Genomic DNA, 21512 nt, shown 5'->3' with positions numbered 1-21512 from the left:
ACTTGGTCAACGGGACGGACACGAGGGCACACCGGCGGGTTGCCCGAACCGTGCGGGTTGAGCCGTTTTCAGCCCTTCTTCAGGATCAGCTCGGTGTTGCGGTCACGCGAGGTGCCCGCCAGGTCGGTGCGGGAGTCGGGCGCGTTGAAGGAGAGCTCACGGTAGAGCGCCGCGAGGCCCGTCTGGGTGAGGTCGGAGAAGTCCGTGGCGTGCGGGGCGGCGGACTCGATGAGGGTGGTGAACAGCGAGAGCGTGCCGTCCTTGTTGTCCACCAGCTCGATGACACGGGCGAGTTGGGGGAAGTCGACGTGGGAGGCGGTGGAGATCTCCCAGAAGGAGCGGTTGCCGGGGGCGGCGTGCGGAATGATCTCGTTCTCGTGGGTGTGACCGTTCACCCAGGCCAGGGTGTTGCTGAATTTGGCAAGGAGGGCGACGACCTCGTCCCCGCCGTGCCGCTTCTCGGCCGCGTGGGCCGGGTCGGCCTGGGTGTTGCGCATCGTCTTGCTGGTGTGATGGCTGAAGACGACGACGTACGAGTCCTTGTTCTCGCGCAGCGTCTTCTCCAGCCAGCGCAGCTGCGCCGTGCCGATCGAGCCCTCGAAATGACCGCCGGGGTCGGTGGTGTCCAGGCTGACGCCGATGACGTCCTCGGCGATGCGGAACGTGTAGTACTGGGTGCCCGCGGAGAGGTTCGCGGAGGAGTAGCCGTGACCGATCGGGCCCGGTCCGGTGTGCGCCGGGTCGAGGTGCGCCTTGATGTACTCGGCGGGCGTGAACGGAGCACGCCGCTCGTCGGGCGTGACCGAGCGCATCTGCCGGGCGTGCGCCTTGAGCAGGCTGTGGAACTCGGCGCCCTTCGGACTGCGGGCGTACTTGATGGACGCGAGGAGCGCGTTGCTCTCCGCCGAGCCCAGTGACATCAGCTTCTTGCCGCCGACGGCGAACTCGGTGAGGTACGAGTCGCCGCGCGATCCGTAGACGCCGAGCGGGAGAGCGTCGTGGTTGCCGACGGTGGAGTACCAGGGCAGGCTCAGGCCGGGGCTGCGCAGCTCGCGGATCGCGGCCTCCAGGAAGCCCTTGATGTGCGGGAAGCCGACCTGCTTGTCGGCGTCGCGCAGGGCGGCGTCGGGCTGCCAGTACGTCTTCAGGCCGCTGGCCTGGACTCCTTCGTAGTGCCGCGGATCACCGCTGTTCGGGCTGATGCGGCCACCGCTCATGACCTTCAGGAACCAGTCCAGTTCCGTCTTGGAGTTGTTGTCGGTGTTGTCCCCGGTCGTCATGACGAAGTGCAGCGGAGAGCCGGTGACGGGGGCTCCGTGAAGGGAGTTGACGCGCTCGACCAGCGAGACCGCGCCCGCGACGGTCAGCGCCTCCTGCGGGCGCCAGGCGTTCCTTTTCCCGGAGCGCAGATACTCCACCCGCATCGGGTGCTGGACGTCGGTCAGATGCAGGTCGGTGAGCTGTACGAACGCGGCGAGCGCGGTGCGCCGGTCCGCGCGGCCCGTCTTGCCCGCGGCCAGTTCGTCGCGCACGACCCGCTTCCAGCCGGCGCCGCTCCCGAGCCGGCGGTACCCGGTGGTCCCGGGGACGTTGAAGTGCGGAGCGGCGACGCTGCTCAGTGTCGTGCCCCGGGTGTACGGGGCGAGCCCGGCCGGTGTCTTCCGACCGACCGCGGCCGACTGCTCCGTGGCGTGGGCGACGGAGTCGGCGACGGGCGACTGCCCCGGTGTCGCGCCGTGCGCCGGGGACTCCGGGCGAAGGGCGAGACCGATCCCCGCGGAGAGGGACACCGCTCCGGTGGCGGCCAGCAGGGTGCGGCGGTCGAGGGCGGGTACGGTGGCGACAGAGCGTATGCGCGGCATGGCGCGGTCTCCCCGAGTGCGAATGCGTCGGCAGTGGCCGCGGGGCGCTCGACTCGCGAACTCCCCGCTCATACTGGATCGTTGGCACTGGGGATGACCTGCGCGTTAACTGGGCCGCAACGGGCAGCGCCGATCACCGTACGTCGATCTTGGCGCGCCCTGGACGTCCATGGAGTCCTGTCCGAACAGCCGGTGGGCGGTCACTCCGTGTTCATCTTGCGGGGTAGGGGAGGTGATTCCGGGGCCGCCGCCCGCCCGTTCACGGATTTGCCGGTGAGTACGCGGGCGCGGACCAGCGCAGGGGGCTGGCGCCGGGTGTCTCGACGGCTTCGGTGAGGGTGAACCGGACGGTCCGTTCGCCGTCGGGGGTGAACTCCGTGCGGGCCGTGCCGGTCAGCTGGAGCACCGCTCCCGATGTCCAGTCCAGGAAGAGCAGACCGGCGCGCGGGTCGGCCGCGAGGTTGCCGAGGGTCGGGAACATCGAGTTTCCGGGGTAGTCGCGCCAGCTCAGTTCGTCGGCCGTATCGACGTGCACGAAGCCGGGGTTGCCGCCGCGATGGCTCGCGTCGGCGCCGTGCGCGTGGACCGTGGCGAGGAAGAAGGTGTCGGCGGCCTCGACGAACTGCCGCTGGGACGGCGTGAGTTCCCTGCCGTGCCGGGGAACGCCCGCCGTACGGTCGGCCACTGTCTCGTACGTCTCCCTCTTCTGGAGGTACTTGGGGCAGTTGGCGAAGACCTGATCGGCCTCGACCGCGAAGCCGCGCGGGGTCGGCCGGACCCGGCCGTTCAGGCGCATACGGCGACGGGTGCGCGGATCGAGTGCGATGGTGCCGACGGGAGTGCCCGGGGTGGCGAGCGCGGCCGTGAGCGGATCACCGGCGGGGAGTCCGCCCGCGACGGAGACCTGCCGGGGCCCGGTGGCGCGCACGAATCCGGGCCTCCCGGTGAGCAGCGAGGCCCACACGTCACCGCCGCCCGGGGCCGCGCCGCCCTCGGAGTCGGTACCCCTCCCGGGCTCCACCCCGGTCTCCCCGCCCCTCCCCGAGGCACCGCCGCCCGCTCCCGCCCCGCTCTCCGGGGCCGCCGCGCCGACGACCAGCATCGGCTGCAGTTCGAGGAAGGCGGCGGCCACGGGGCGGATACCCTCGCCGATGGCCCGGCCCACGTGATCGGCGAGGTCGCGGACGCCGACGCGGTCCTGGATCGTCCGTGAGCCCGAGTGATACGTCATGACCGCTCCCTGGTACTAGAAGAAACCGCAGGTCGGCGCGGACGCGTTCGGTACCGGTGCCTCCTCGGCGCCGCTCGCCGCGAAGATCTCCAGACGGGTGCCGTCCGGGTCGTGGAAGAAGATGCCGCCCGAGGCCGCGCCCTCGCGGTGGGCGACCACGCCCTCGTACGCGAACATCACGCCGTAGGCGCGCAGGGCCGCCTCGTACTCCCTGACCTGCTCGACGGAGTCGACTTCGAGGGCGAGGTGGTGCAGGCCCGCCAGGCCGGCGTCGTACCCGGCGCTCGCCTGCTGCCAGAGCGTGAGCACCGGGCGGCCGTCCCCGGACAGGGAGCCGAGGAACGCGTACCGCCGCTCCCCTTCGTCGCCCTCCTTGCCCTCGCCGAGCACCCCGAAGCCCAGGACGTCGCGGTAGAAGGCGAGCGAGCGGTCGAGGTCCGTGACGTTCAGGCCGATGTGACCGGTGCGCAGCGTCATGGCAGTCCCTTTTCTGTTCGTCGGCCGCCCCCACAGCAGGGCTAACCCCTGTCATCGACATTAAGGGTTAGAATCGACAGCGTCAACCAGTGACCTACTCTTGAGCGGTTAGCAGCGAAGGGAGACCCACCCATGTCCACCCGTCCCGACCCCCGCCCCCTCACCGGCGAGCCGGTCTCGCTCGACCTGCTCAACACGCGCTGGATCCACGAGGGAGTGGTGCGGGACCTGCTGACCGACACCGAGGGCCTCGCGGTGTGGCTGGCGGACAACCGGCTCGACTTCCCGGCCGACGACACCGTCCTGCGCCACACGCTCGAAACCCGCGACGCCCTGCGCGCCGTGATCGACGCGTCCCATGGACAGGACGACGACGGGCCGGGCGGGACCGCCGACGGCGACGGGCCGGAGCGCGTCGGCCCCCGAATCGCGGCGGAAGCCGCCGCCCGCGTCGACGCCGTGCTCGCGCACGGACGTGTCCGGCTGACGCTGACCACCCAAGGGCCGGGCGGGACACCCGAGTTCGACGATCCCTCCTGGGGGCCGGCCTGGCTCGCCGCGCGCAACTACCTGGAGCTGCTGGACACCGCCCCGGACCGCATCCGCCGCTGCGCCCACGACGCGTGCATCCTGCACTTCTTCGACACCTCACGGAACGGCACCCGCCGCTGGTGCTCGATGGCGGCCTGCGGTAACCGCGCGAAAGCGTCCCGCCACTACGCGCGCACAAAAGAGAGCTGAATCGACAAAGAGAGACATCCGAGTCGTCCGAGATATCCACTCATAGTGGATCATCACCGGCATGACGCATGGCGGAAGTACGCCATGCGTCCATCCCGACTCGGTCAACTCTCCCCAAACAACTGCCCCTTGGGTAAAGCTGAGCGGTCATCCGGGTTCACATACCGGACTGACGCGACCGGTCCACAACGACCGTCGGAACCGGCCGTTCCACGCTCGTTCCTTTACCGACAAGGGATGCAGATGACCTCCGACCCTCAGCGCGCCCCGATATCGGGCGCGAGACGCGTGGCCCGCCTGGCCGTGGCCGCGGGCCTGGTGGCCGCGTTCTCCGCGGCCGGGCCGATACCAATGGCCTTCTCCTCGGACACGGGCGCGCCCACGGCCGACCCGGGCACCAAGTCCGCCGCCGCCAAGCTCGGTTCGACCGACGCCGACCTCCTGGCCGAGGCCAAGGCCAACGGCGACAAGAACGTCACCATGATGATCGCGACGGCTCCCGGCCAGACCGAGCAGGTCGCCAAGGAGCTGGACGCGGTCAAGGGCGGCTCGGTGGGCCGCAGTTACGACAAGCTCGGCTACGTCCGGGCCACCGTCCCGACGAGCAGGGCGGACTCGGCCATCGCAGCCGCCGCGAAGCTTCCCTCGGTGCACGGGATCGACCTGCGCCAGGAGATCGCGCTGGACGACCCGACGCCGAGCGCCGACACCGCCAAGAGGGGCGACAACGCCTCCACGGCCGCCACTTACGCGGGCCCCGGCAAGAACACCCCCGCCGAGAACCCGTACAACCCGTCCTTCGAGACGGGTGCCGTCGACTTCGTCAAGGATCACCCGAAGGCGGACGGCCGGGGCGTGACCATCGGCATCCTGGACTCCGGTGTCGACCTGGGCCACCCCGCGCTGCAGAAGACCACCACCGGCGAGCGCAAGATCGTCGATTGGGTCACCTCGACCGACCCGATCCTCGACAGCGACGCGACCTGGCGCCCGGTGATCACCCCCGTGGCCGGGCCCACCTTCACGTACAGCGGCAAGACGTGGACGGCGCCCGCGGGTTCGTACGAGATCAGCACGTTCCGGGAGTCGGCGACGGCGGGCGGCGACGCCGCCGGCGACGCGAACCGCGACGGTGACACCACCGACGCGTGGGGCGTGCTCTACGACCCGGCGGCCGGCACGGTCACCGTCGACCTGAACAACAACAACGACTTCACCGACGACAAGCCGATGAAGCCGTACAAGGACGGCTTCCAGATCGGCTACTTCGGTACCGACAACCCGGCGACGGACGTCGTCGAGCGGCAGCCGTTCGTCGTCGAGATCCGCAAGGACGTGCCGATGGACCCGTACGGCGGGTCCTGGATCGGCAAGAAGGCCGACTTCGTCAACATCGGCGTCATCGAGGCCGAGCACGGCACCCACGTCGCCGGCATCACCGCCGCGAACGGCCTGTTCGGCGGCAAGATGAACGGTGCAGCGCCCGGCGCGAAGATCGTCTCCTCGCGCGCCTGCACCTGGACCGGCGGCTGCACCAACGTCGCGCTCACCGAGGGCATGATCGACCTCGTCGCCAACCGTGGCGTGGACATCGTCAACATGTCCATCGGCGGTCTGCCCGCGCTCAACGACGGCAACAACGCGCGCTCCGAGCTCTACACGCGCCTCATCGACACCTACGGCGTCCAGCTGGTGATCTCCGCGGGCAACTCCGGCCCCGGCGCGAACACCATCGGTGACCCGGGCCTGGCCGACAAGGTCATCTCGGTCGGCGCGACCATCTCCAAGGAGACCTGGGCCGCCAACTACGGCTCCCAGGTGGAGAAGAAGTACGCGATGCTGCCCTTCTCCTCGCGCGGCCCGCGTGAGGACGGCGGCTTCACGCCGACACTGAGCGCGCCCGGCGCCTCCATCAACTCCACCCAGACCTGGATGCCGGGATCCCCGGTCGCCGAGGCGGGCTACACCCTTCCGGCCGGCTACTCGATGCTCCAGGGCACCTCGATGGCGTCCCCGCAGGCAGCGGGCGCCTCGGCGCTGCTGCTGAGCGCGGCGAAGCAGAAGGGCATCGCCCTCAGCCCGGCCGGCCTGCGCACCGCGCTCACGTCGACCGCCGACCACATCAAGGGCGTTCAGGCGTACGAGGAGGGTGCGGGCCTCATCAACATCGGTGACGCCTGGGACGCCATCAAGGACGGCGCCACCGCCCACGACTACACCGTGAAGGCACCGGTCGACACCGCGATCGACTACGCGCTGAAGACACCGGGCTTCGGCACCGGCCTGTACGACCGCGAGGGCGGTCTCAAGGCGGGCGAGCGCAAGACGTACGACATCACCGTCACGCGTACGTCGGGCGAGGACCGGCCGATCCGGCACGAGCTGTACTTCGAGAACAACGCCTCCGACACCTTCCGGATCGTCGGCTCGGACGAGGTGAAGCTCCCGCTGAACCAGCCCGTGACCGTCAAGGTCCAGGCCGCGCCGAAGTCGGCCGGCCTCAAGAGCGCGATCCTCGAGGTCGACGACCCGCGGACCGAGGGCGTCGACAAGCAGATCCTGTCGACCGTCGTGGTCTCGGCTCCCCTCAAGTACACCTACGCCGCGTCGAGTTCGGTGCAGCGCAACAGCACCGCGTCGTACTTCGTCACGGTCCCCGAGGGCGCCAAGTCCCTGGAGGTCGCGATCGGCGGGCTGAAGGACAAGAGCCAGACCCGGTTCATCGCGATCCACCCGTACGGCGTTCCGGTCGACAACACCAGCACCCCGTACTGCTACAACAACTACCTCGACGGCAACGGCTGCAAGCCCGACGTGCGTTCGTACGCGGACCCGCAGCCCGGCGTCTGGGAGATCGAGGTCGAGGCGCGCCGTACGTCGCCGCTGCTCGACAACCCGTACAAGCTCGATGTCGCCGTGCTCGGCGCGGCCTTCGACCCGGCCGTCGTGACCGTCCCCGAGGCCAAGGTCGGTACCCCGGCCACCGCCTCCTGGAAGGTGACGAACAACTTCGCCGCGCTCGACGGCAAGCTGAAGGGCGGTCCGCTCGGTTCCTCGAAGAACGCGCGGCCGACCATCACCGAGGGCGCGACGCAGACCACGACCGTCGAGGTGCCCGCGGGCGCCGCGTCGCTCGACGTGGCCATCGGCAATGTCTCGGACAACGCCGCCGACCTCGACCTGACGGTGAAGAACGCCGCCGGGAGCGTCGTCGGGCAGTCCGCGGACGGCGACTCGGAGGAGGCGGTCTCCATCGCCAACCCCGCCGCCGGGACGTACACCATCGAGGTCGCGGGCTACTCGGTCCCGTCGGGTTCGACCGCGTACGACTACCGGGACGTGTTCTTCTCGACCGCGCTCGGCACGGTCTCGGTCGACGACTCCGCCTCGGTGAAGCTCGCCACCGGCGCCTCGGCCACGGTGTCCGGCTCGGTCACCGCCGCCGCGGCGGCGCCCGAGGGACGCGAGTTCTTCGGTCAGGTCCAGCTGGTGAACGCGCGCGGCACGGTCGCGGGCCTCGGCAGCGTGAAGATCGAGAAGGTCACGCCGTAACGGTGTGACCCGCGGCCGCGCGAGCGGCCCAGGGGCACGGGGCGGGCGTCCGGAAGCGGACGCCCGCCCTTTCGCGTGCGGTCTCTTTCGCGTGCCGTCTCTTTCGCGTGCCGCCCGGCCGTTGCCGCGCGTCACCGCCCGCGCGTCACCGCCCGCGGGTTACTGTCCGCGGGTTACTGTCCGCACTTCATGCCCTGGGACTCGGGCAGCGCCTCGACGATCCAGGACCGGTCGCGGGCGATGTTCTTCTCCCCCGTGATCCAGACGTCCGGCGCCGTGGCGTGCTGCTGGATGGCGACCAGCACCTCGTCGCCCCGGTGCGGCCGTGGGGCGATGTCCTCGTCCGTCAGGAAGGTGACCTCCTTCTCGCCCTTGGCCGGCTTGTAGTAGTGGTACACGTCGAGGGTGATCCGGTTCCGGGTGGTGCCGGGGACCGGGAGCACCTCGGTGACCTTGCCCTCCGCGATGAGCCGGGAGCAGGCGATGTAACCGGGGGCGCTGAGCGAGCTCTCGCCGGGACGGCGCGCCTTGGAGTCGGCAGAGCTCGTGACGTCCGCTCCGCCCCCGCCGTGCGCGACCAGCCAGCCCATTCCGACGACCAGCGTGGCCACCGCGGCCGCCGCCAGGGTGCCGACGGCGAGGGCGCCCGGATTCCAGGAGCGCTTCTTCGGGACGCCCCCCGGACGCCCGCCCCCGGACGCCGCCCGTGCCCCCTGGGCCTGCTGGTGTTTCCCGGACTTCTTGAACCTCTGGAGCTTCTTGGACTTCTGGGAAGTCTGGGACGTCTGGGACGCACCGGCCGACTCGCCCGCCTTCCCGGAGCCCGCGAGCGCGTCGCCGATGATGACCAACTGCTCCCGAAGCACGTCCACGTCCGCGGCGGCCGACTGGTGCTCGGCCATGAACAGGACGTCGTAGCGGGCGCCTTCGGGCAGCGCCTCGTCCGTGATCGCGGCCAACAGCGCGTCCACACCTTCGTACTCGGCCACGTCACACCACCTCGTCCTCGTGCAGGCGGGCGCGCAGCGCGCGGACCGCCGTGTGCAACCTGCTCTTGACCGTGCCCTCGGGTATGCCGAGCTCGTCGGCGATGTCACGCACGGGCAGGTCGGCGTAGAACCGCAGGACGAGGACCTGGCGCTGGGCGTCGGGCAGTTCGTCCAGGCCCCGGGCGACGGCCAGCGAGAGCACACTGGCCTCCTCGTCGGAGGGCTGCTCGAACTGCCGCAGCGAGGCGAGGCGCTCACCCAGCCGCTCCTGCCGGCGTTTGGCCCGGTGCCAGTCCATCGCGAGGTTCGAGGCGACGACCGCCGCCCAGGCCGACACATCGCGCGGCGCCTCGTCCCCTTTGGCGGCACGCTCCAGCAACCGCAGCCGGACCTGCTGTACCCCGTCCGGCAGGTCCGCCTGCGGTACGCCGCCGAGCGCGAGCACCGCCCGCACCCGGCGTTCCTGCGCCGCGTCCAGGGGATCGTCCGCCCCCGGCCCCCGACGTGGCTTTCTGCGCAGCACAGCCACCCCTCCCCTCCCGCGTCCCCTCTACGACGCCGGTGCGGGCCAAAACGTTCGGCCCGCTTCGAGTCGTACGTCACACCGGGCCCGAATCCATCACGGCGCCCACACCGTACGGCTTGCGGTTCCCCTCCGTCGCCGGGCGATTTCTTCGTACCCGGACGCCCGGGCGCCGCAGGATCGGGCTCCGCCGCGTGCCCGGCCGCGTCCCACGCTGTGAGCCGCGCGACGAAAGGATTGGACACGCGGGCCCCGGTCAGACGCATGATGGAAGCGCTGGACCACGTAGAACGCACGTCAAGGGAGTCGCCGTGAGGGTCGGAATCGTCGGAGCCACCGGGATGGTCGGCACAGCCATGCGCAGAATCCTCGTCGAGCGGGACTTCCCGGTCGAGGAACTGCGTCTGTTCGCCTCGGCCCGTTCGGCCGGGACGGTCGTCGACGGGGTCACGGTGGAGGACGCTTCCACGGCGGACTACTCGGGCCTGGACATCGTGCTGTTCTCGGCGGGCGGCGCCACCTCCAAGGCACTGGCCGAGAAGGTCGCCTCCCAGGGCGCGGTCGTGATCGACAACTCCTCCGCCTGGCGCAAGGACCCCGAGGTCCCCCTCGTCGTCTCCGAGGTGAACCCGCACGCGATCGCCGACCGCCCCAAGGGCATCATCGCCAACCCGAACTGCACGACGATGGCCGCGATGCCGGTCCTGAAGCCGCTGCACGACGAGGCGGGCCTGGAGGCGCTGGTCGTCGCCACCTACCAGGCGGTGTCCGGCTCCGGCGTCGCCGGCGTGGCGGAGCTGCACGGCCAGGCCCTGAAGGTCGTCGGCGACGCCGACAAGCTGACCCACGACGGCGAGGCGGTCGACTTCCCCGAGCCGCAGGTCTACAAGCGCCCCATCGCCTTCAACGTGCTCCCCCTCGCGGGTTCGATCGTCGAGGACGGTCTGAACGAGACCGACGAGGAGCAGAAGCTCCGCAACGAGTCCCGCAAGATCCTGGAGATCCCGGCCCTCAAGGTCTCCGGCACCTGCGTCCGTGTCCCGGTCTTCTCCGGACACTCCCTCCAGGTGAACGCCCGCTTCGCGCGCCCGCTCTCCGCCGAGCGCGCCACCGAGCTGCTCGCGGGCGCCCCGGGTGTCGTCCTCTCCGACATCCCGAACCCCCTCCAGGCCGCCGGCAAGGACGCGTCGTACGTCGGCCGCATCCGGCAGGACGAGACCGCCGAGCACGGCCTCGCGCTCTTCGTCTCCAACGACAACCTCCGCAAGGGCGCCGCGCTGAACGCGGTCCAGATCGCGGAGCTGGTGGCGGCCGAGCTCAAGGGCTGACACCCGGATCCACCGCGCGTCCGAGGGGGCGGGGCACCGGCCGGTGCCCCGCCCCCTCCGGATTCCACGGGTGCGGCGCTTCCGCGGCGCCTCGGGCGACCCAACGGATACCGTCACGTCGTACCCGCATGACGGAAGCCCGGAGGTCCCCGTGGTCGTCGATGCCGTGTGCCCGAGTTGCGGAAAAACCTTGCCCGAGCGGGCCGGGCGCACCGGGCGGACCTCGGTGTACTGCTCCGCGGCCTGCCGGCAGAAGGCGTACCGGGACCGCCGGACGGCACCGGCCGACACCGTGCGCGGACTGATCGAGGAGGTCGGGCGGCAGGTCGAGGCGCTGGTGCCGCTGCCGCCGTCCGTCTTCTACTCCGGCGTGAGCGAACTGGCCTCCTCGGTCGGACGGCTCCGCCGCATCGCCCGGGTCGCCCGGGACACCGCGAGAGACGATTCCGTCACGCGGGCCGCCGTGACGAAAGCCCCCGGCGCACCGGCTTCCGTCGGCGAAGCGGCCACCGTGGACTCCGCCGCGGCCGATGAAGCGACCACGAGGGACTCCGCCGTATCGCGCACCGCCGTCCCGCGCGCCTCCGCCGACCAGAGCCCATCCCCCGCGCAGGATTCCGTCACGCACGACTCCGTGACGTACGGGTCCGTGACGCCCGGCTCCATGACCCACGAACCCGCGACCGACGAACCCGCGACCGACGACTCCGTGGCGCGGCGCTCCGAGGCGCACGGTTCTCTCGGTGAAGGCGACTTCGCCGCGCTCGTCGAGCCGTACCGGCGTGAGCTGCGCGTGCACTGCTATCGCATGTCGGGCTCGTACGACGACGCGGAGGACCTCGTCCAGGAGACGTTCCTGCGGGCCTGGCGGGCGCGGGAGGGCTACGCGGGGCGGGCGAGCCTGCGGACCTGGCTGTACCGGATCGCCACCAACACCTGTCTGGACTTCCAGCGGCGCACCGCCCGCCGCCCCCGGCGTTACGAGCCGGTGCCCGGCATGAACCACGGCACGGCCGAGCCCCCGGCCCGCATCACCTGGCTCCAGCCGTACCCCGACGAGGACCTGCCCTCGGCCGAGGAGCAGCCGGACGCCCGTGCCGTCTCCCGGGAGACCCTGGAACTGGTCTTCCTGGCCGCCATCCAGCATCTGCCGGCCCGCCAGCGCGCCGTCCTGGTCCTGCGCGACGTTCTCGGGTTGTCCGCCGCCGAGACCGCCGAGGCCCTGGAGATGACGGTGGCCTCGGTCAACAGCGCCCTGCAGCGGGCCCGGCCCACCCTGCGCGACCGGCTGCCCGCCCGCCGCACCGAGTGGACCGCCGAGGCGGACGACCACGAGCGCGCGATCCTCGGGCGTTACATGGCCGCCGCGGAACGTCTCGACCTCGACGCGTTCACCGACCTGCTCAGCGAGGACGTCAGGCTGACCATGCCGCCGAACCCGTTCTGGTTCGTCGGCCGCGCCGCGATCACCGAGTTCCTGCGGATCAGCCTCGACCCCGCGTCCCCGCTGTTCCTCGGCCACTGGCGCCACCTTCCCGCCCGCGCCAACGGCGGGCTCGCGGCCGGAGGCTATGTGCGACGCCCGGGTACGACGGTGTACCGCGCCCAGGTCCTCGACGTACTGCGCATCGAGGGCGACCGCATCGTGGAGATCACCTCCTTCGAGCCCCACCTGTTCCCGGCGTTCGGACTGCCGCTGCGCCTTCCTGCCGACAGGTGAGCGGCCCGCGCCGGACGCCGACCGATGAATGCGGGAGGTGGCGTACGTCTGCATGAGCGACACGTACGACCGACTCGTACGACCGACTCGCACGGCGAACACCTCAGGAGATCATCATGCTGCTCACCGACAAGACCGCCGTCGTCTACGGCGCCGGCGGATCCATCGGCGGTGCCGTGGCCCGCACCTTCGCCCGTGAGGGTGCTCGCGTGCACCTGGTGGGGCGTACGGCCGAGACGCTGGACGCGGTGGCGAAGGACATCGCGGCGGCGGGCGGGCACGCCGAGACCGCGGTGCTCGACGCCCTGGACGAGACGGCGGTCGACGCGCACATCGGCTCGCTGGACGCCGTCGACATCTCCTTCAACCTCGTCACACGCGGCGATGTGCAGGGCGTCCTCCTGGTCGACATGGCGGTCGAGGACTTCGTACGACCCGTCGAGACCGGCATCCGCACCACGTTCATCACCGCCCGCGCCGCAGCCCGGCGCATGGCCGAGGCGGGCTCCGGCGTGGTGCTCACGCTCAACAGCGGCTCCGCGCACGGCAGTCCGATGATGGGCGGCACCGGACCCGCGGACGCGGCGATCGACACGCTGGTGCGGAACCTGGCGGCGGAGCTGGGGCCGCGCGGACTGCGGGTCGTGGGTCTGTGGGCGGCCGGGGTGCCCGAGACGCTGACCCGGGAGAAGCTCCTCGCGGTCGACAGCGCCATGGACCTCGACGAAGCGGCACTCCAGGGGCTGCTCGCGAACCTCGCGGGGATGCGCATGACCCGCCGCAACCCCACCCTGGCCGAGATCGCCGGCACCGCCGCCTTCCTCGCCTCCGACCTGGCGGGCGGCATCACCGGCACGTTCGTCAACGTCACGGGCGGGATGGTCCCCCACTGAGCCCGCGCCGCCGCCACGGGCGCCCGCAGCGGGGCCGCTTCGCGACGCCGGGCCTGCCCGAGGGCACTCCCACGGCATACGACGGCGGGCGGGACACCGAATCGGTGTCCCGCCCGCCGTCCTGGGCGCCGACATGGCATGCCGGCGCCCAGGTGTGCGCCTACTGGTGAGGGGACTAGGAGGTGGCCGCCTGCGCGTCCGCCGCCTGGGCCTTCAGGGCTCGCTCGACGCCCGAGCGGGACTCGGAGACGAGTCGTCGCAGGGCGGCGTTGGGCTCGGCCGAGAGCAGCCACTCGTCCGTCTTGGCGAGGGTCTCCTCGGCGACCTGGATGCCCGGGTAGAGACCGGTCGCGATCTGCTGCGCGATCTCGTGCGAACGGGCGTCCCAGATCTCCTTGACCACGGTGAAGAACTTGTCCGTGTACGGGGCGAGCAGCTCACGCTGGTCGGTCTGGACGAAGCCCGCGATGACCGCTTCCTGCACGGCGTTCGGGAGCTTGTCGGACTCGACGACCGAGGCCCACGCCTCCGCCTTCGCCTCCTCGGTGGGACGGGCCGCCCGGGCGGTGGCCGCGTGGCGCTCGCCGGCGGCCGTCTTGTCACGCTCGTACTCGGCGGCGATCTCCGCGTCGTCGAAGCGTCCGACGGCCGCGAGCCGCTGCACGAACGCCCAGCGCAGCTCGGTGTCGACGGCGAGGCCCTCAATGGTCTCGCGGCCTTCGAGCAGCGCCTCCAGGAGGTCCAGCTGCTCCGGCGTGCGCGCGGTCGCCGCGAAGGCGCGCGCCCAGGCCAGCTGGTGGTCGCCGCCGGCCTCGGCCGCGTGCAGATGGGCGAGCGTCGCGTCCGTCCAGCGGGTCAGCAGCGCCTCGCGGGCGGTCGGGTCGGCGTACAGCTCGATCGCGAGCTTCACCTGCCGGTGCAGCGACTGCACGACCCCGATGTCGGACTCCTTGCCGATGCCGGACAGCACCAGAGCCAGGTAGTCGCGGGTGGCGAGCTCGGCGTCGCGGGTCATGTCCCAGGCCGAGGCCCAGCACAGGGCGCGCGGGAGGGAGGACTCGAAGTCGCCGAGGTGCTCGGTGACGAAGGCCAGCGAGTCCTCGTCGAGGCGGACCTTGGCGTACGACAGGTCGTCGTCGTTGAGCAGGATCACGTCGGGGCGACGCCTGCCGACGAGCTGCGGAACGGCGGTCAGTTCCCCGTCGACGTCCAGCTCGATGCGCTCGTCGCGGACCAGCTTGCCGCTGCCGCCCTCGGCGCCGTCGAGGTCGTAGAGGCCGACCGCGATGCGGTGCGGGCGCAGCGTCGGCTCGCCCTGGGCGCCGGCGGGCAGGGCCGGGGCCTCCTGACGGATGGCGAAGGAGGTGATGACACCGTCGGCGTCGGTCTCGATCTCCGGGCGCAGGACGTTGATCCCGGCGGTCTGGAGCCACTTCTGCGACCAGGTCCCGAGGTCGCGTCCGGAGGTCTGCTCCAGGGCGCCGAGCAGGTCGGACAGCTGGGTGTTCCCGAAGGCGTGGGCCTTGAAGTAGGCCTGGACGCCGCTGAAGAACTCGTCCATGCCGACGTAGGCGACAAGCTGCTTGAGGACGGAGGCGCCCTTGGCGTACGTGATGCCGTCGAAGTTGACGAGCACGTCGTCCAGGTCGCGGATCTCGGCCATGATCGGGTGCGTGGAGGGCAGCTGGTCCTGCCGGTACGCCCACGTCTTCATGGAGTTGGCGAACGTGGTCCAGGAGTGCGGCCACCGGCTGTCGGGGTGGTAGGCCTGGCAGGCGATGGAGGTGTAGGTGGCGAACGACTCGTTCAGCCAGAGGTCGTTCCACCACTCCATCGTCACGAGGTCGCCGAACCACATGTGGGCCAGCTCGTGCAGGATCGTCTCGGCGCGCAGCTCGTACGCGGCGTCGGTGACCTTGGAGCGGAAGACGTACTGGTCGCGGATGGTGACCGCGCCCGCGTTCTCCATCGCGCCCGCGTTGAACTCGGGCACGAAGAGCTGGTCGTACTTCTTGAACGGGTACGCGTAGTCGAACTTCTCCTGGAACCAGTCGAAGCCCTGCCGCGTGACCTCGAAGATCGCGTCCGAGTCGAGGAACTCGGCGAGCGAGGGACGACAGTAGATGCCGAGCGGCACGGACTGCCCGTCCTTCTCGTACACGCTGTGCACGGAGTGGTACGGGCCGACGATCAGCGCGGTGATGTACGTCGAGATCCGCGGCGTCGGCTCGAAGACCCAGACGTCGTCCTTGGGCTCCGGGGTCGGCGAGTTGGAGATGACGGTCCAGCCGGAGGGCGCCTTCACGGTGAACTGGAAGGTGGCCTTCAGGTCGGGCTGCTCGAAGGACGCGAAGACACGGCGTGCGTCCGGTACCTCGAACTGGGTGTAGAGGTAGGCCTGCTGGTCGACGGGGTCGACGAACCGGTGCAGGCCCTCACCGGTGTTGGTGTAGGCGCAGTCGGCCACGACGCGGACGACGTTGCGCCCCTCCAGGAGCCCGGGAAGCGCGATCCGCGAGTCCTTGAAGACCTCGGCCGCATCGAGCGGGTCGCCGTTGAGAGTGACTTCGTGGACGGTCGGGGCCACCAGGTCGATGAACGACTCCGCGCCGGTCTCGGCGGAGTCGAAGCGCACCGTGGTCACGGACCGGTAGGTGCCGCCCTCCTGCGCGCCGGAGAGGTCGAGATCGACCTCGTACGAGTCAACGGTGAGCAGCTTCGCCCGCTGCTGCGCCTCTTCGCGGGTCAGGTTTGTGCCAGGCACGCGGTCATCTCCTCGTTATGTGTGGGTTGCGCCATCCTTCCACGGGACCCACACGGAACGCGATGTCCGTTTACCGCCGGCGCCGGGCTGTCGGGGGCACGAGCCTGGACGTATGACGACGTACACCGCACACCCCATCGGCCCGGCCGTCCTGGAGGAGCTCCGCGACGCCGACGACGCGGGCCGTCGGCTCGCCCCGCAGACCGACGAGGAGGGCGGCGCGCCGCTGCGCTGCTGCCTGCGCCGCAGTGAGCCCGGCGAGCGCATCGCCCTGGTCTCCTACGCCCCTCTGCGCCGCTGGGCCGCCGAGACCGGCGCCGAACCGGGCGCGTACGACGAGCAGGGCCCGGTCTTCATCCACGCGGACACCTGCGCGGGCCCGGCCACCGACGCCCTCCCCTTCACGAACGCCCACCGCACGGTCCGCCGCTACTCGGCCGAGGGACACATCCTGGGCGGACAACTGGTCGAAAAGCCGGCCACGTTCGACGAGGCCTTCACCGCAGCGTTCACCGACCCGGAGGTGGCACTGGTCCACGTACGGGCGGTGGAGTACGGCTGCTTCCTGTACGAGGTGCGGCGGGGCTAGGGGCCGCGGCCCGGGTATCGCTGTTCAGCCACTGGCGACGGGGGTGGGGCCGACGGCCGGGCCAGGGCCGACGACAGCCGGGCCGGAGTCGACGGCGGTCGGGGCGGGGCCGACGGCGGTCGGGGCGGGGCCGACGGCGCTCGTGCGCGCTCTCAGCTGGCCGAACACGGTCGCCCCGAACGCCAGCGTCATGCCCGCCGACTGCACCGGCGTCAGCGCCTGCCCAAGCGCCGCCCAGCCGATGACCGCCGCGGTCAACGGCGAGAGCGGGCCGAGGAACGTCACCTGTGTGGCGGTGAGCCGGCCGATGCCCCGGAACCACAGCCAGTACGCGACCGCCGTGTTCGCCAGCGCGAGGTACAGGTAGCCGCCGATCGCCCGGCCGTCCAGTGGGGGCGGCCCGCCCTCGACCACGAGGGCGACCGGCGCGATCAGCAGCCCTCCGGCGGTCAACTGCCAAGCCGTCAGCGCCAGCGGACCGACTCCGTCCGGCCGCCCCCACCGTTTGGTGAGCACCGTGCCGGTGGACATCGACGCGGTGGAGGCGAGCGCCGCGAGAACGCCCACGAGGTCGAGGGCGCCCGCCGCCTTCAGGACGACGAGGCTGACGCCGAGGGCCGCGGTGATACCGGTGAGGAGCGTCCGGAGGGTCGGCCGGTCGCCGAGCAGCGCCGCCGAGAGGCCCGCCACGAAGAGTGGACCGGTCGACCCGACCACGGCCGCCATTCCGCCGGGCAGTCGGTACGCGGAGAGGAACAGCAGCGGGAAGAACGCGCCGATGTTCAGCGCGCCCAGCACGGCCGCCTTCCCCCACCACACGCCGCGCGGCAGCACGCGTGCGAGCGCGAGGAGCAGCAGCCCGGCGGGCAGGGCGCGCAGCAGGGCCGTGAACAGCGGCCGGTCGGGCGGGAGGAACTCGGTGGTGACGGCATAGGTGCTGCCCCAGGAGATGGGGGCGAGCGCGGTGAGGGCTATGAGGGCGGGTCGTTTCGCGTCCACGGGACACCCGGTTTCGAGGAGGCCGAACAAAGTAGGTCAGCAATAAGTAGCTTACCCCTAAGCTACTTATGTTCAAGCCGCTTTCTGGTGACCCGCTTCCCGGCGACCCACTTGCTTCCGAGCTGCTTTCTTGCGACCGACCTGCGACGCGGCGGATACTCGCCCCCATGAGCACCCCCAAGGACCCCGTCGACGCGATCATCGAGCAGTGGGCCGCCGTCCGGCCGGACCTCGACACCGCGGCGATGGAGGTCTTCGGGCGCGTCTTCCGGCTCTCGCGCACCATGGGCGACCGGATGGAGAAGGCCTACGCGCGGTACGGGATCTCGCGCGGGGAGTTCGACGTGCTGGCGACACTGCGGCGCTCGGACGCCCCGTACACACTCCCCCCGCGCCAACTCTCGGCCACGCTCATGCTGACCACGGGTGGGATGACCGGGCGTCTGGACAAGCTGGAGCGCGCCGGGCTGCTCCGCCGATCCCCCGATCCGCACGACCGGCGCGGCCTCCAAGTCACCCTGACCGACGAGGGCTTGAGGCTGATCGACGAGGCCGTCGGGGCCGGGCTGGCCGTCCAGACGGCCGCGCTCTCGGCCCTCGACAGCGGGCAGGCCGCCCAACTGGCCGACCTGCTGCGCCCGCTCCTGGCCGCCACCACCTCCTAGTCGGAGCCCCTCCGGAGCGCCGACGGCCGCTGCGGGAGCCGGTCCGGCTCCGCGCGCAGCGACAGACGGCTCAGGACGAACCGGCGGCCCGGGGCAGTCGTGTGAAACGCGGCGAGGGAGTCCGCGCACACGTGGTGCGGGGACTCCCTCGGCGGAGAGTTGGTACGAAGGGCGGGGGTCAGCCCTGCTTCGGCTGCTTGTGGGACTTGTCCAGGACCATCACGAGGCCGGCGATGATCAGGAACAGCACGATCGGCGTCACGACATAGAGGCCGAGCGTCTCGACCACGCTCAGGTGGGAGCCGGGGTCGTCACCGTCGTCGCGGGTCAGCGCGAGCGCGGGGGACGACATGAGCAGCATCATCAGCGTCGTACCGGCGGCCAGGGCACCGGCGCGCAGAGCGTTCTTCTTGTCCACGGTGCAAACGTAGCGAACACCCGACGGGGCCGCGCGCCCGGGGGTGCCGTACGGAGGTTCCGGGGGTGCCGCACGGAGGTCACGGGGCTCGGCGCGGGGGGCTCTGGGGGCTCCCGGGTGCGCCGGCCCGGCCGCTCTCCGACCGCACCACGTCGATCAGGGCGTGCAGCCGGGGTGAGGCGGCCAGCTCCTCCAGGGTCACCGGGCGGCCCTCGGCGTCGGCGACGGGCAGGCGCCAGTTGGGGTACTGGTCCGAGGTGCCGGGGAGGTTCTGCGGGCGGCGGTCGCCGACCGCGTCCGGGAGCCAGACGCCGATCAGGTGGGCGGGGGTGCGCAGGAGGAAGCGGTGCACGGCCTGGATCTCGGCCTCCTCGGCCGAAGCGGGGGCCCCGCCGTTCGCGCCGCGCAGCAGCCCGAGCCGGGAGAGCAGGGCCAGCCACTCCCGGGTGTCCGCGGCGGCGGCCGCCCGTTCCTCGTCCAGGGAACCGGTCAACAGGCCGAGCCGGTCGCGGAGTTCGACGTGTTCTCCGGTGAGCCGGGCCGCGGTGGGCGGCAGGTCGTGGGTGGTGGCGGTGGCCAGGCAGTCGGCCCGCCAGCTGTCGGGCGGCAGGGGCAGGCCGTCACCGTCCCAGTCGCGTTCGAACCACATCACCGACGTGCCCAGCACCCCGCGTTCCTGGAGCGTCTCGCGCACCCCGGGTTCGACGGTGCCGAGGTCCTCGCCGATCACCAGTGCTCCGGCCCGCGAGGCTTCCAGTACGAGGATCGCGAGCATCGCCTCGGCGTCGTAGCGGACGTACGAGCCCTCCGTGGGCGGCTGCCCCTCGGGGATCCACCAGAGCCGGAACAAGCCCATGACGTGGTCGATGCGCAGGGCGCCCGCATGCCGCAGGAGTGCGCGCAGCAGGCGGCGGTAGGGGGCGTATCCGGAGGCGGCGAGCCGGTCGGGCCGCCAGGGCGGCAGCCCCCAGTCCTGGCCGCGCGCGTTGAAGGCGTCCGGGGGCGCGCCGACGGACATGCCGGCCGCGAAGTGCTCCTGCTGGGCCCAGGCGTCGGCTCCGTCGGGGTGGACACCGACGGCGAGGTCGTGCACGAGCCCGACGGTCATGCCCGCGTCGCGCGCGGAACGCTGGGCGCGCGCGAGCTGGGCGTCGGTGAGCCAGGCGAGCCGGCTGTGGAAGTCGACGCGGTCCATCAGTTCGCCCCGTGCGCGGGCGGTTCCGGACGAGCGGGGGTCGCGCAGGGCTTCGGGCCAGTTCCGCCAGTCGGAGCCGTACACCTCGGCGAGCGCGCACCAGGTGGCGTGGTCCTCCAGCGCCTGGCCCTCCTCGGCGAGGAAGTCGGCGTACGCGGCCTGTCGGCCGGGTCCGAGGGGCACCGCGCGGACCGATTCGAGCGCCGCCCGCTTGAGGTCCCACACGGCGTCGCGGTCGATCAACGCGCCCTTGCGCAGGACGGATTCACGCAACTGTTCGGCGCGCTCCAGCACCGTACTCAGCAGGTCGCGGTCCTCGGCGTACGGATACTCGGGGATGTCCTCGACGCGCAGGTGCACCGGGTCGGGGAAGCGGCGGGAGGAGGGCCGGTACGGGGAGGGGTCGGTCGGGTCGCCGGGCACGGCCGCGTGCAACGGGTTGACCTGGACGAATCCGGCGCCCAGCGCCCGCCCCGCCCAGGCGGTCAGCTCGGCGAGGTCTCCGAGGTCGCCCATGCCCCAGGAGCGGCGGGAGAGCAGGGAGTAGAGCTGGACGAGCAGGCCGTACGTGCGCCCGGGGGGCGCGGGCAGCCGGGTGGGGGCGACGACGAGGTGGGCGTCGGCGGTGCGGCCGTCGGGGGCGGTGGCGTGCAGTGTGTGGACGCCGGGCGGGAGGTGGTCGGCATCGGTTCGGGCCTCGCCCTGTTCGGTGGTGATCCGCAGCCGGGTCTCGTCCGGCAGTCCGGCGAGTTCGGCGGGGACGAGGCCGCCCCAGCACACCAGCGTCGGCGGCAGCAGCCGCCGCGCCGTCTCGGCCTCGTGGAGCGCGAGGGCGGCGTGTACGGCGTCCGGGGTGCTCGCGTCGACGCCGAGCGCCGCCAGGATCGCGACGAGCGCGGTGTCCGGGGCCGCGACCGTGCGGTCCGGGGAGGGGCTGTAGGCGGGGGCGACACCGTGCAGTTCGGCGAGCCGGGACAGGGGCGTCCGCGGCGCCGGCTCCGATGCCGTCCGCGGCGGGTCGGCGGGCCCACTGGGTGCCATCAGACCCCCGACGCGGCGCCGGTCGAGGTGGGCTCGCTCGTCAGATGCGCGGCGTCCGCGAGCGGCGGCTCACTGGTCAGCGGCTCGGCGTCGGGCAGCGGGGGCTCACTGGTCAGCGGCGCCTCGGAGCAGGCGTCTTCCGAGCTGAGCAGACACATCCGGGCGCCCTCGGGCTCGGCGGACGCCCGGCCCGCGCGGGGGCCGGGGACGGACGGCTCCGCTCCGCGTTTGGACAGGGCCGAGAGGAGAAGGTGTGCCGATGCGGCCACAGGGGCCTCCTTGTCGAGGTCGGGTACGGCGGCCGAGGGCATTCCGGCGGATCGTGCCGGAAACGGATGCCCTGGCGGTCACCGCAGCCCTACCCCGTGGGCGCGACGGCAGACGTACAGGGACGAACAACGTGCTTCTGGTCACATTCTGTCGCCGTCCCGCATGTCCGGGCCGCCCCTCCAGGCTGGGGTAATCCCGGCACATCGGCCACTCTCGTTGACACCTTCACCACCCGGATGGTGGGCTCGACGCCAC

At 71.7% G+C, this 21512-nt stretch carries 17 protein-coding genes; 7 read left to right on the top strand and 10 right to left on the bottom strand.

The features are described from left to right. Window positions 1-68: 68 nt before the first annotated feature. The 3 genes from ACZ4N5_RS15800 to ACZ4N5_RS15790 all read right to left on the bottom strand — a co-directional run bounded on the left by ACZ4N5_RS15800 (window position 69) and on the right by ACZ4N5_RS15790 (window position 3570). A complete protein-coding gene (locus ACZ4N5_RS15800) occupies window positions 69-1862 on the bottom strand; it encodes a TIGR03767 family metallophosphoesterase (protein ID WP_467757651.1) in 1794 nt (597 codons plus the stop codon). Between the two features lie 259 nt (window positions 1863-2121). Further along, on the bottom strand, window positions 2122-3093 hold the full coding sequence (locus tag ACZ4N5_RS15795) for a pyridoxamine 5'-phosphate oxidase family protein (protein WP_467757650.1): 972 nt from the start codon (window positions 3091-3093) through the stop codon (window positions 2122-2124). A gap of 15 nt (window positions 3094-3108) precedes the next feature. Beyond that, complete coding sequence (locus tag ACZ4N5_RS15790; RefSeq protein WP_467757649.1) at window positions 3109-3570, bottom strand: VOC family protein; 462 nt, start codon at window positions 3568-3570, stop codon at window positions 3109-3111. A 132-nt stretch (window positions 3571-3702) separates the two neighbouring features. Here ACZ4N5_RS15790 and ACZ4N5_RS15785 point away from each other — a divergent pair, with 132 nt between their 5' ends. Together ACZ4N5_RS15785 and ACZ4N5_RS15780 are read left to right on the top strand one after the other, a co-directional pair. Continuing rightward, window positions 3703-4311, top strand: coding sequence for a CGNR zinc finger domain-containing protein (locus ACZ4N5_RS15785; RefSeq protein WP_467757648.1), 609 nt, complete (start codon window positions 3703-3705; stop codon window positions 4309-4311). A gap of 243 nt (window positions 4312-4554) precedes the next feature. Next, window positions 4555-7863, top strand: coding sequence for a S8 family serine peptidase (locus tag ACZ4N5_RS15780; protein ID WP_467757647.1), 3309 nt, complete (start codon window positions 4555-4557; stop codon window positions 7861-7863). A gap of 173 nt (window positions 7864-8036) precedes the next feature. Here ACZ4N5_RS15780 and ACZ4N5_RS15775 read toward each other — a convergent pair whose 3' ends face one another. Together ACZ4N5_RS15775 and ACZ4N5_RS15770 are read right to left on the bottom strand one after the other, a co-directional pair. Further along, window positions 8037-8852: a hypothetical protein gene (locus ACZ4N5_RS15775; protein ID WP_467757646.1), complete on the bottom strand. Its 816-nt coding sequence runs from the start codon at window positions 8850-8852 to the stop codon at window positions 8037-8039. A 1-nt stretch (window position 8853) separates the two neighbouring features. Continuing rightward, entirely contained in the window at window positions 8854-9381 is a 528-nt protein-coding gene (locus ACZ4N5_RS15770; RefSeq protein ID WP_467757645.1) for an RNA polymerase sigma factor, read from the bottom strand. A gap of 305 nt (window positions 9382-9686) precedes the next feature. Between ACZ4N5_RS15770 and ACZ4N5_RS15765 the strand changes: the two genes are divergently transcribed. The 3 genes from ACZ4N5_RS15765 (at window position 9687) to ACZ4N5_RS15755 (ending at window position 13316) form a co-directional block, all read left to right on the top strand. Beyond that, window positions 9687-10703, top strand: coding sequence for an aspartate-semialdehyde dehydrogenase (locus ACZ4N5_RS15765; RefSeq protein WP_467757644.1), 1017 nt, complete (start codon window positions 9687-9689; stop codon window positions 10701-10703). A 190-nt stretch (window positions 10704-10893) separates the two neighbouring features. After that, window positions 10894-12423, top strand: a complete 1530-nt coding sequence (locus ACZ4N5_RS15760; protein ID WP_467757643.1) for an RNA polymerase subunit sigma-70 — start codon at window positions 10894-10896, stop codon at window positions 12421-12423. 116 nt (window positions 12424-12539) lie between these two features. Further along, on the top strand, window positions 12540-13316 hold the full coding sequence (locus ACZ4N5_RS15755; protein ID WP_467757642.1) for an SDR family NAD(P)-dependent oxidoreductase: 777 nt from the start codon (window positions 12540-12542) through the stop codon (window positions 13314-13316). Window positions 13317-13491: 175 nt separating this feature from the next. Here ACZ4N5_RS15755 and pepN read toward each other — a convergent pair whose 3' ends face one another. Next, a complete protein-coding gene (gene pepN / locus ACZ4N5_RS15750) occupies window positions 13492-16080 on the bottom strand; it encodes an aminopeptidase N (protein ID WP_467757641.1) in 2589 nt (862 codons plus the stop codon). Window positions 16081-16192: 112 nt separating this feature from the next. Here pepN and ACZ4N5_RS15745 point away from each other — a divergent pair, with 112 nt between their 5' ends. Continuing rightward, on the top strand, window positions 16193-16669 hold the full coding sequence (locus tag ACZ4N5_RS15745; RefSeq protein ID WP_467757640.1) for a DUF1203 domain-containing protein: 477 nt from the start codon (window positions 16193-16195) through the stop codon (window positions 16667-16669). 24 nt (window positions 16670-16693) lie between these two features. On the opposite strand, the gene ACZ4N5_RS15740 is transcribed toward ACZ4N5_RS15745, so the two are convergent. Next, entirely contained in the window at window positions 16694-17668 is a 975-nt protein-coding gene (locus ACZ4N5_RS15740) for an EamA family transporter (protein WP_467757639.1), read from the bottom strand. Window positions 17669-17835: 167 nt separating this feature from the next. On the opposite strand from ACZ4N5_RS15740, the gene ACZ4N5_RS15735 reads away from it, so the two are divergent. Further along, on the top strand, window positions 17836-18333 hold the full coding sequence (locus ACZ4N5_RS15735) for a MarR family winged helix-turn-helix transcriptional regulator (RefSeq protein ID WP_261709050.1): 498 nt from the start codon (window positions 17836-17838) through the stop codon (window positions 18331-18333). Between the two features lie 178 nt (window positions 18334-18511). On the opposite strand, the gene ACZ4N5_RS15730 is transcribed toward ACZ4N5_RS15735, so the two are convergent. The 3 genes from ACZ4N5_RS15730 to ACZ4N5_RS15720 all read right to left on the bottom strand — a co-directional run bounded on the left by ACZ4N5_RS15730 (window position 18512) and on the right by ACZ4N5_RS15720 (window position 21256). Then, window positions 18512-18751 (bottom strand): hypothetical protein, encoded by a 240-nt coding sequence (locus ACZ4N5_RS15730; protein WP_467757638.1) that lies wholly within the window; start codon window positions 18749-18751, stop codon window positions 18512-18514. Between the two features lie 79 nt (window positions 18752-18830). Further along, window positions 18831-20987 carry a 4-alpha-glucanotransferase gene (gene malQ, locus ACZ4N5_RS15725; protein ID WP_467757637.1) on the bottom strand — a complete coding sequence of 719 codons (2157 nt, stop codon included), beginning with the start codon at window positions 20985-20987 and terminating at the stop codon, window positions 18831-18833. Then, window positions 20987-21256 (bottom strand): hypothetical protein, encoded by a 270-nt coding sequence (locus ACZ4N5_RS15720; protein ID WP_467757636.1) that lies wholly within the window; start codon window positions 21254-21256, stop codon window positions 20987-20989. The genes malQ and ACZ4N5_RS15720 overlap by 1 nt, the downstream gene beginning before the upstream one ends. Window positions 21257-21512: the final 256 nt, after the last annotated feature.

The organism is Streptomyces sp. NPDC026500, assembly GCF_055567635.1.
The sequence above is the reverse complement of the archived record's forward strand: the minus strand, read 5'-3'. Positions and strand labels throughout refer to the sequence as shown.

What these genes read in the sequence shown, in the direction of transcription:
- ACZ4N5_RS15745 (WP_467757640.1), top strand. Translation starts at nt 16,193, where the DNA reads ATGACGACGTACACCGCACACCCCATCGGCCCGGCCGTCCTGGAGGAG.
- ACZ4N5_RS15735 (WP_261709050.1), top strand. Translation starts at nt 17,836, where the DNA reads ATGAGCACCCCCAAGGACCCCGTCGACGCGATCATCGAGCAGTGGGCC.
- ACZ4N5_RS15790 (WP_467757649.1), bottom strand. Translation starts at nt 3,570, where the DNA reads ATGACGCTGCGCACCGGTCACATCGGCCTGAACGTCACGGACCTCGAC.
- ACZ4N5_RS15780 (WP_467757647.1), top strand. Translation starts at nt 4,555, where the DNA reads ATGACCTCCGACCCTCAGCGCGCCCCGATATCGGGCGCGAGACGCGTG.
- ACZ4N5_RS15800 (WP_467757651.1), bottom strand. Translation starts at nt 1,862, where the DNA reads ATGCCGCGCATACGCTCTGTCGCCACCGTACCCGCCCTCGACCGCCGC.
- malQ (WP_467757637.1), bottom strand. Translation starts at nt 20,987, where the DNA reads ATGGCACCCAGTGGGCCCGCCGACCCGCCGCGGACGGCATCGGAGCCG.
- ACZ4N5_RS15755 (WP_467757642.1), top strand. Translation starts at nt 12,540, where the DNA reads ATGCTGCTCACCGACAAGACCGCCGTCGTCTACGGCGCCGGCGGATCC.
- ACZ4N5_RS15795 (WP_467757650.1), bottom strand. Translation starts at nt 3,093, where the DNA reads ATGACGTATCACTCGGGCTCACGGACGATCCAGGACCGCGTCGGCGTC.
- ACZ4N5_RS15785 (WP_467757648.1), top strand. Translation starts at nt 3,703, where the DNA reads ATGTCCACCCGTCCCGACCCCCGCCCCCTCACCGGCGAGCCGGTCTCG.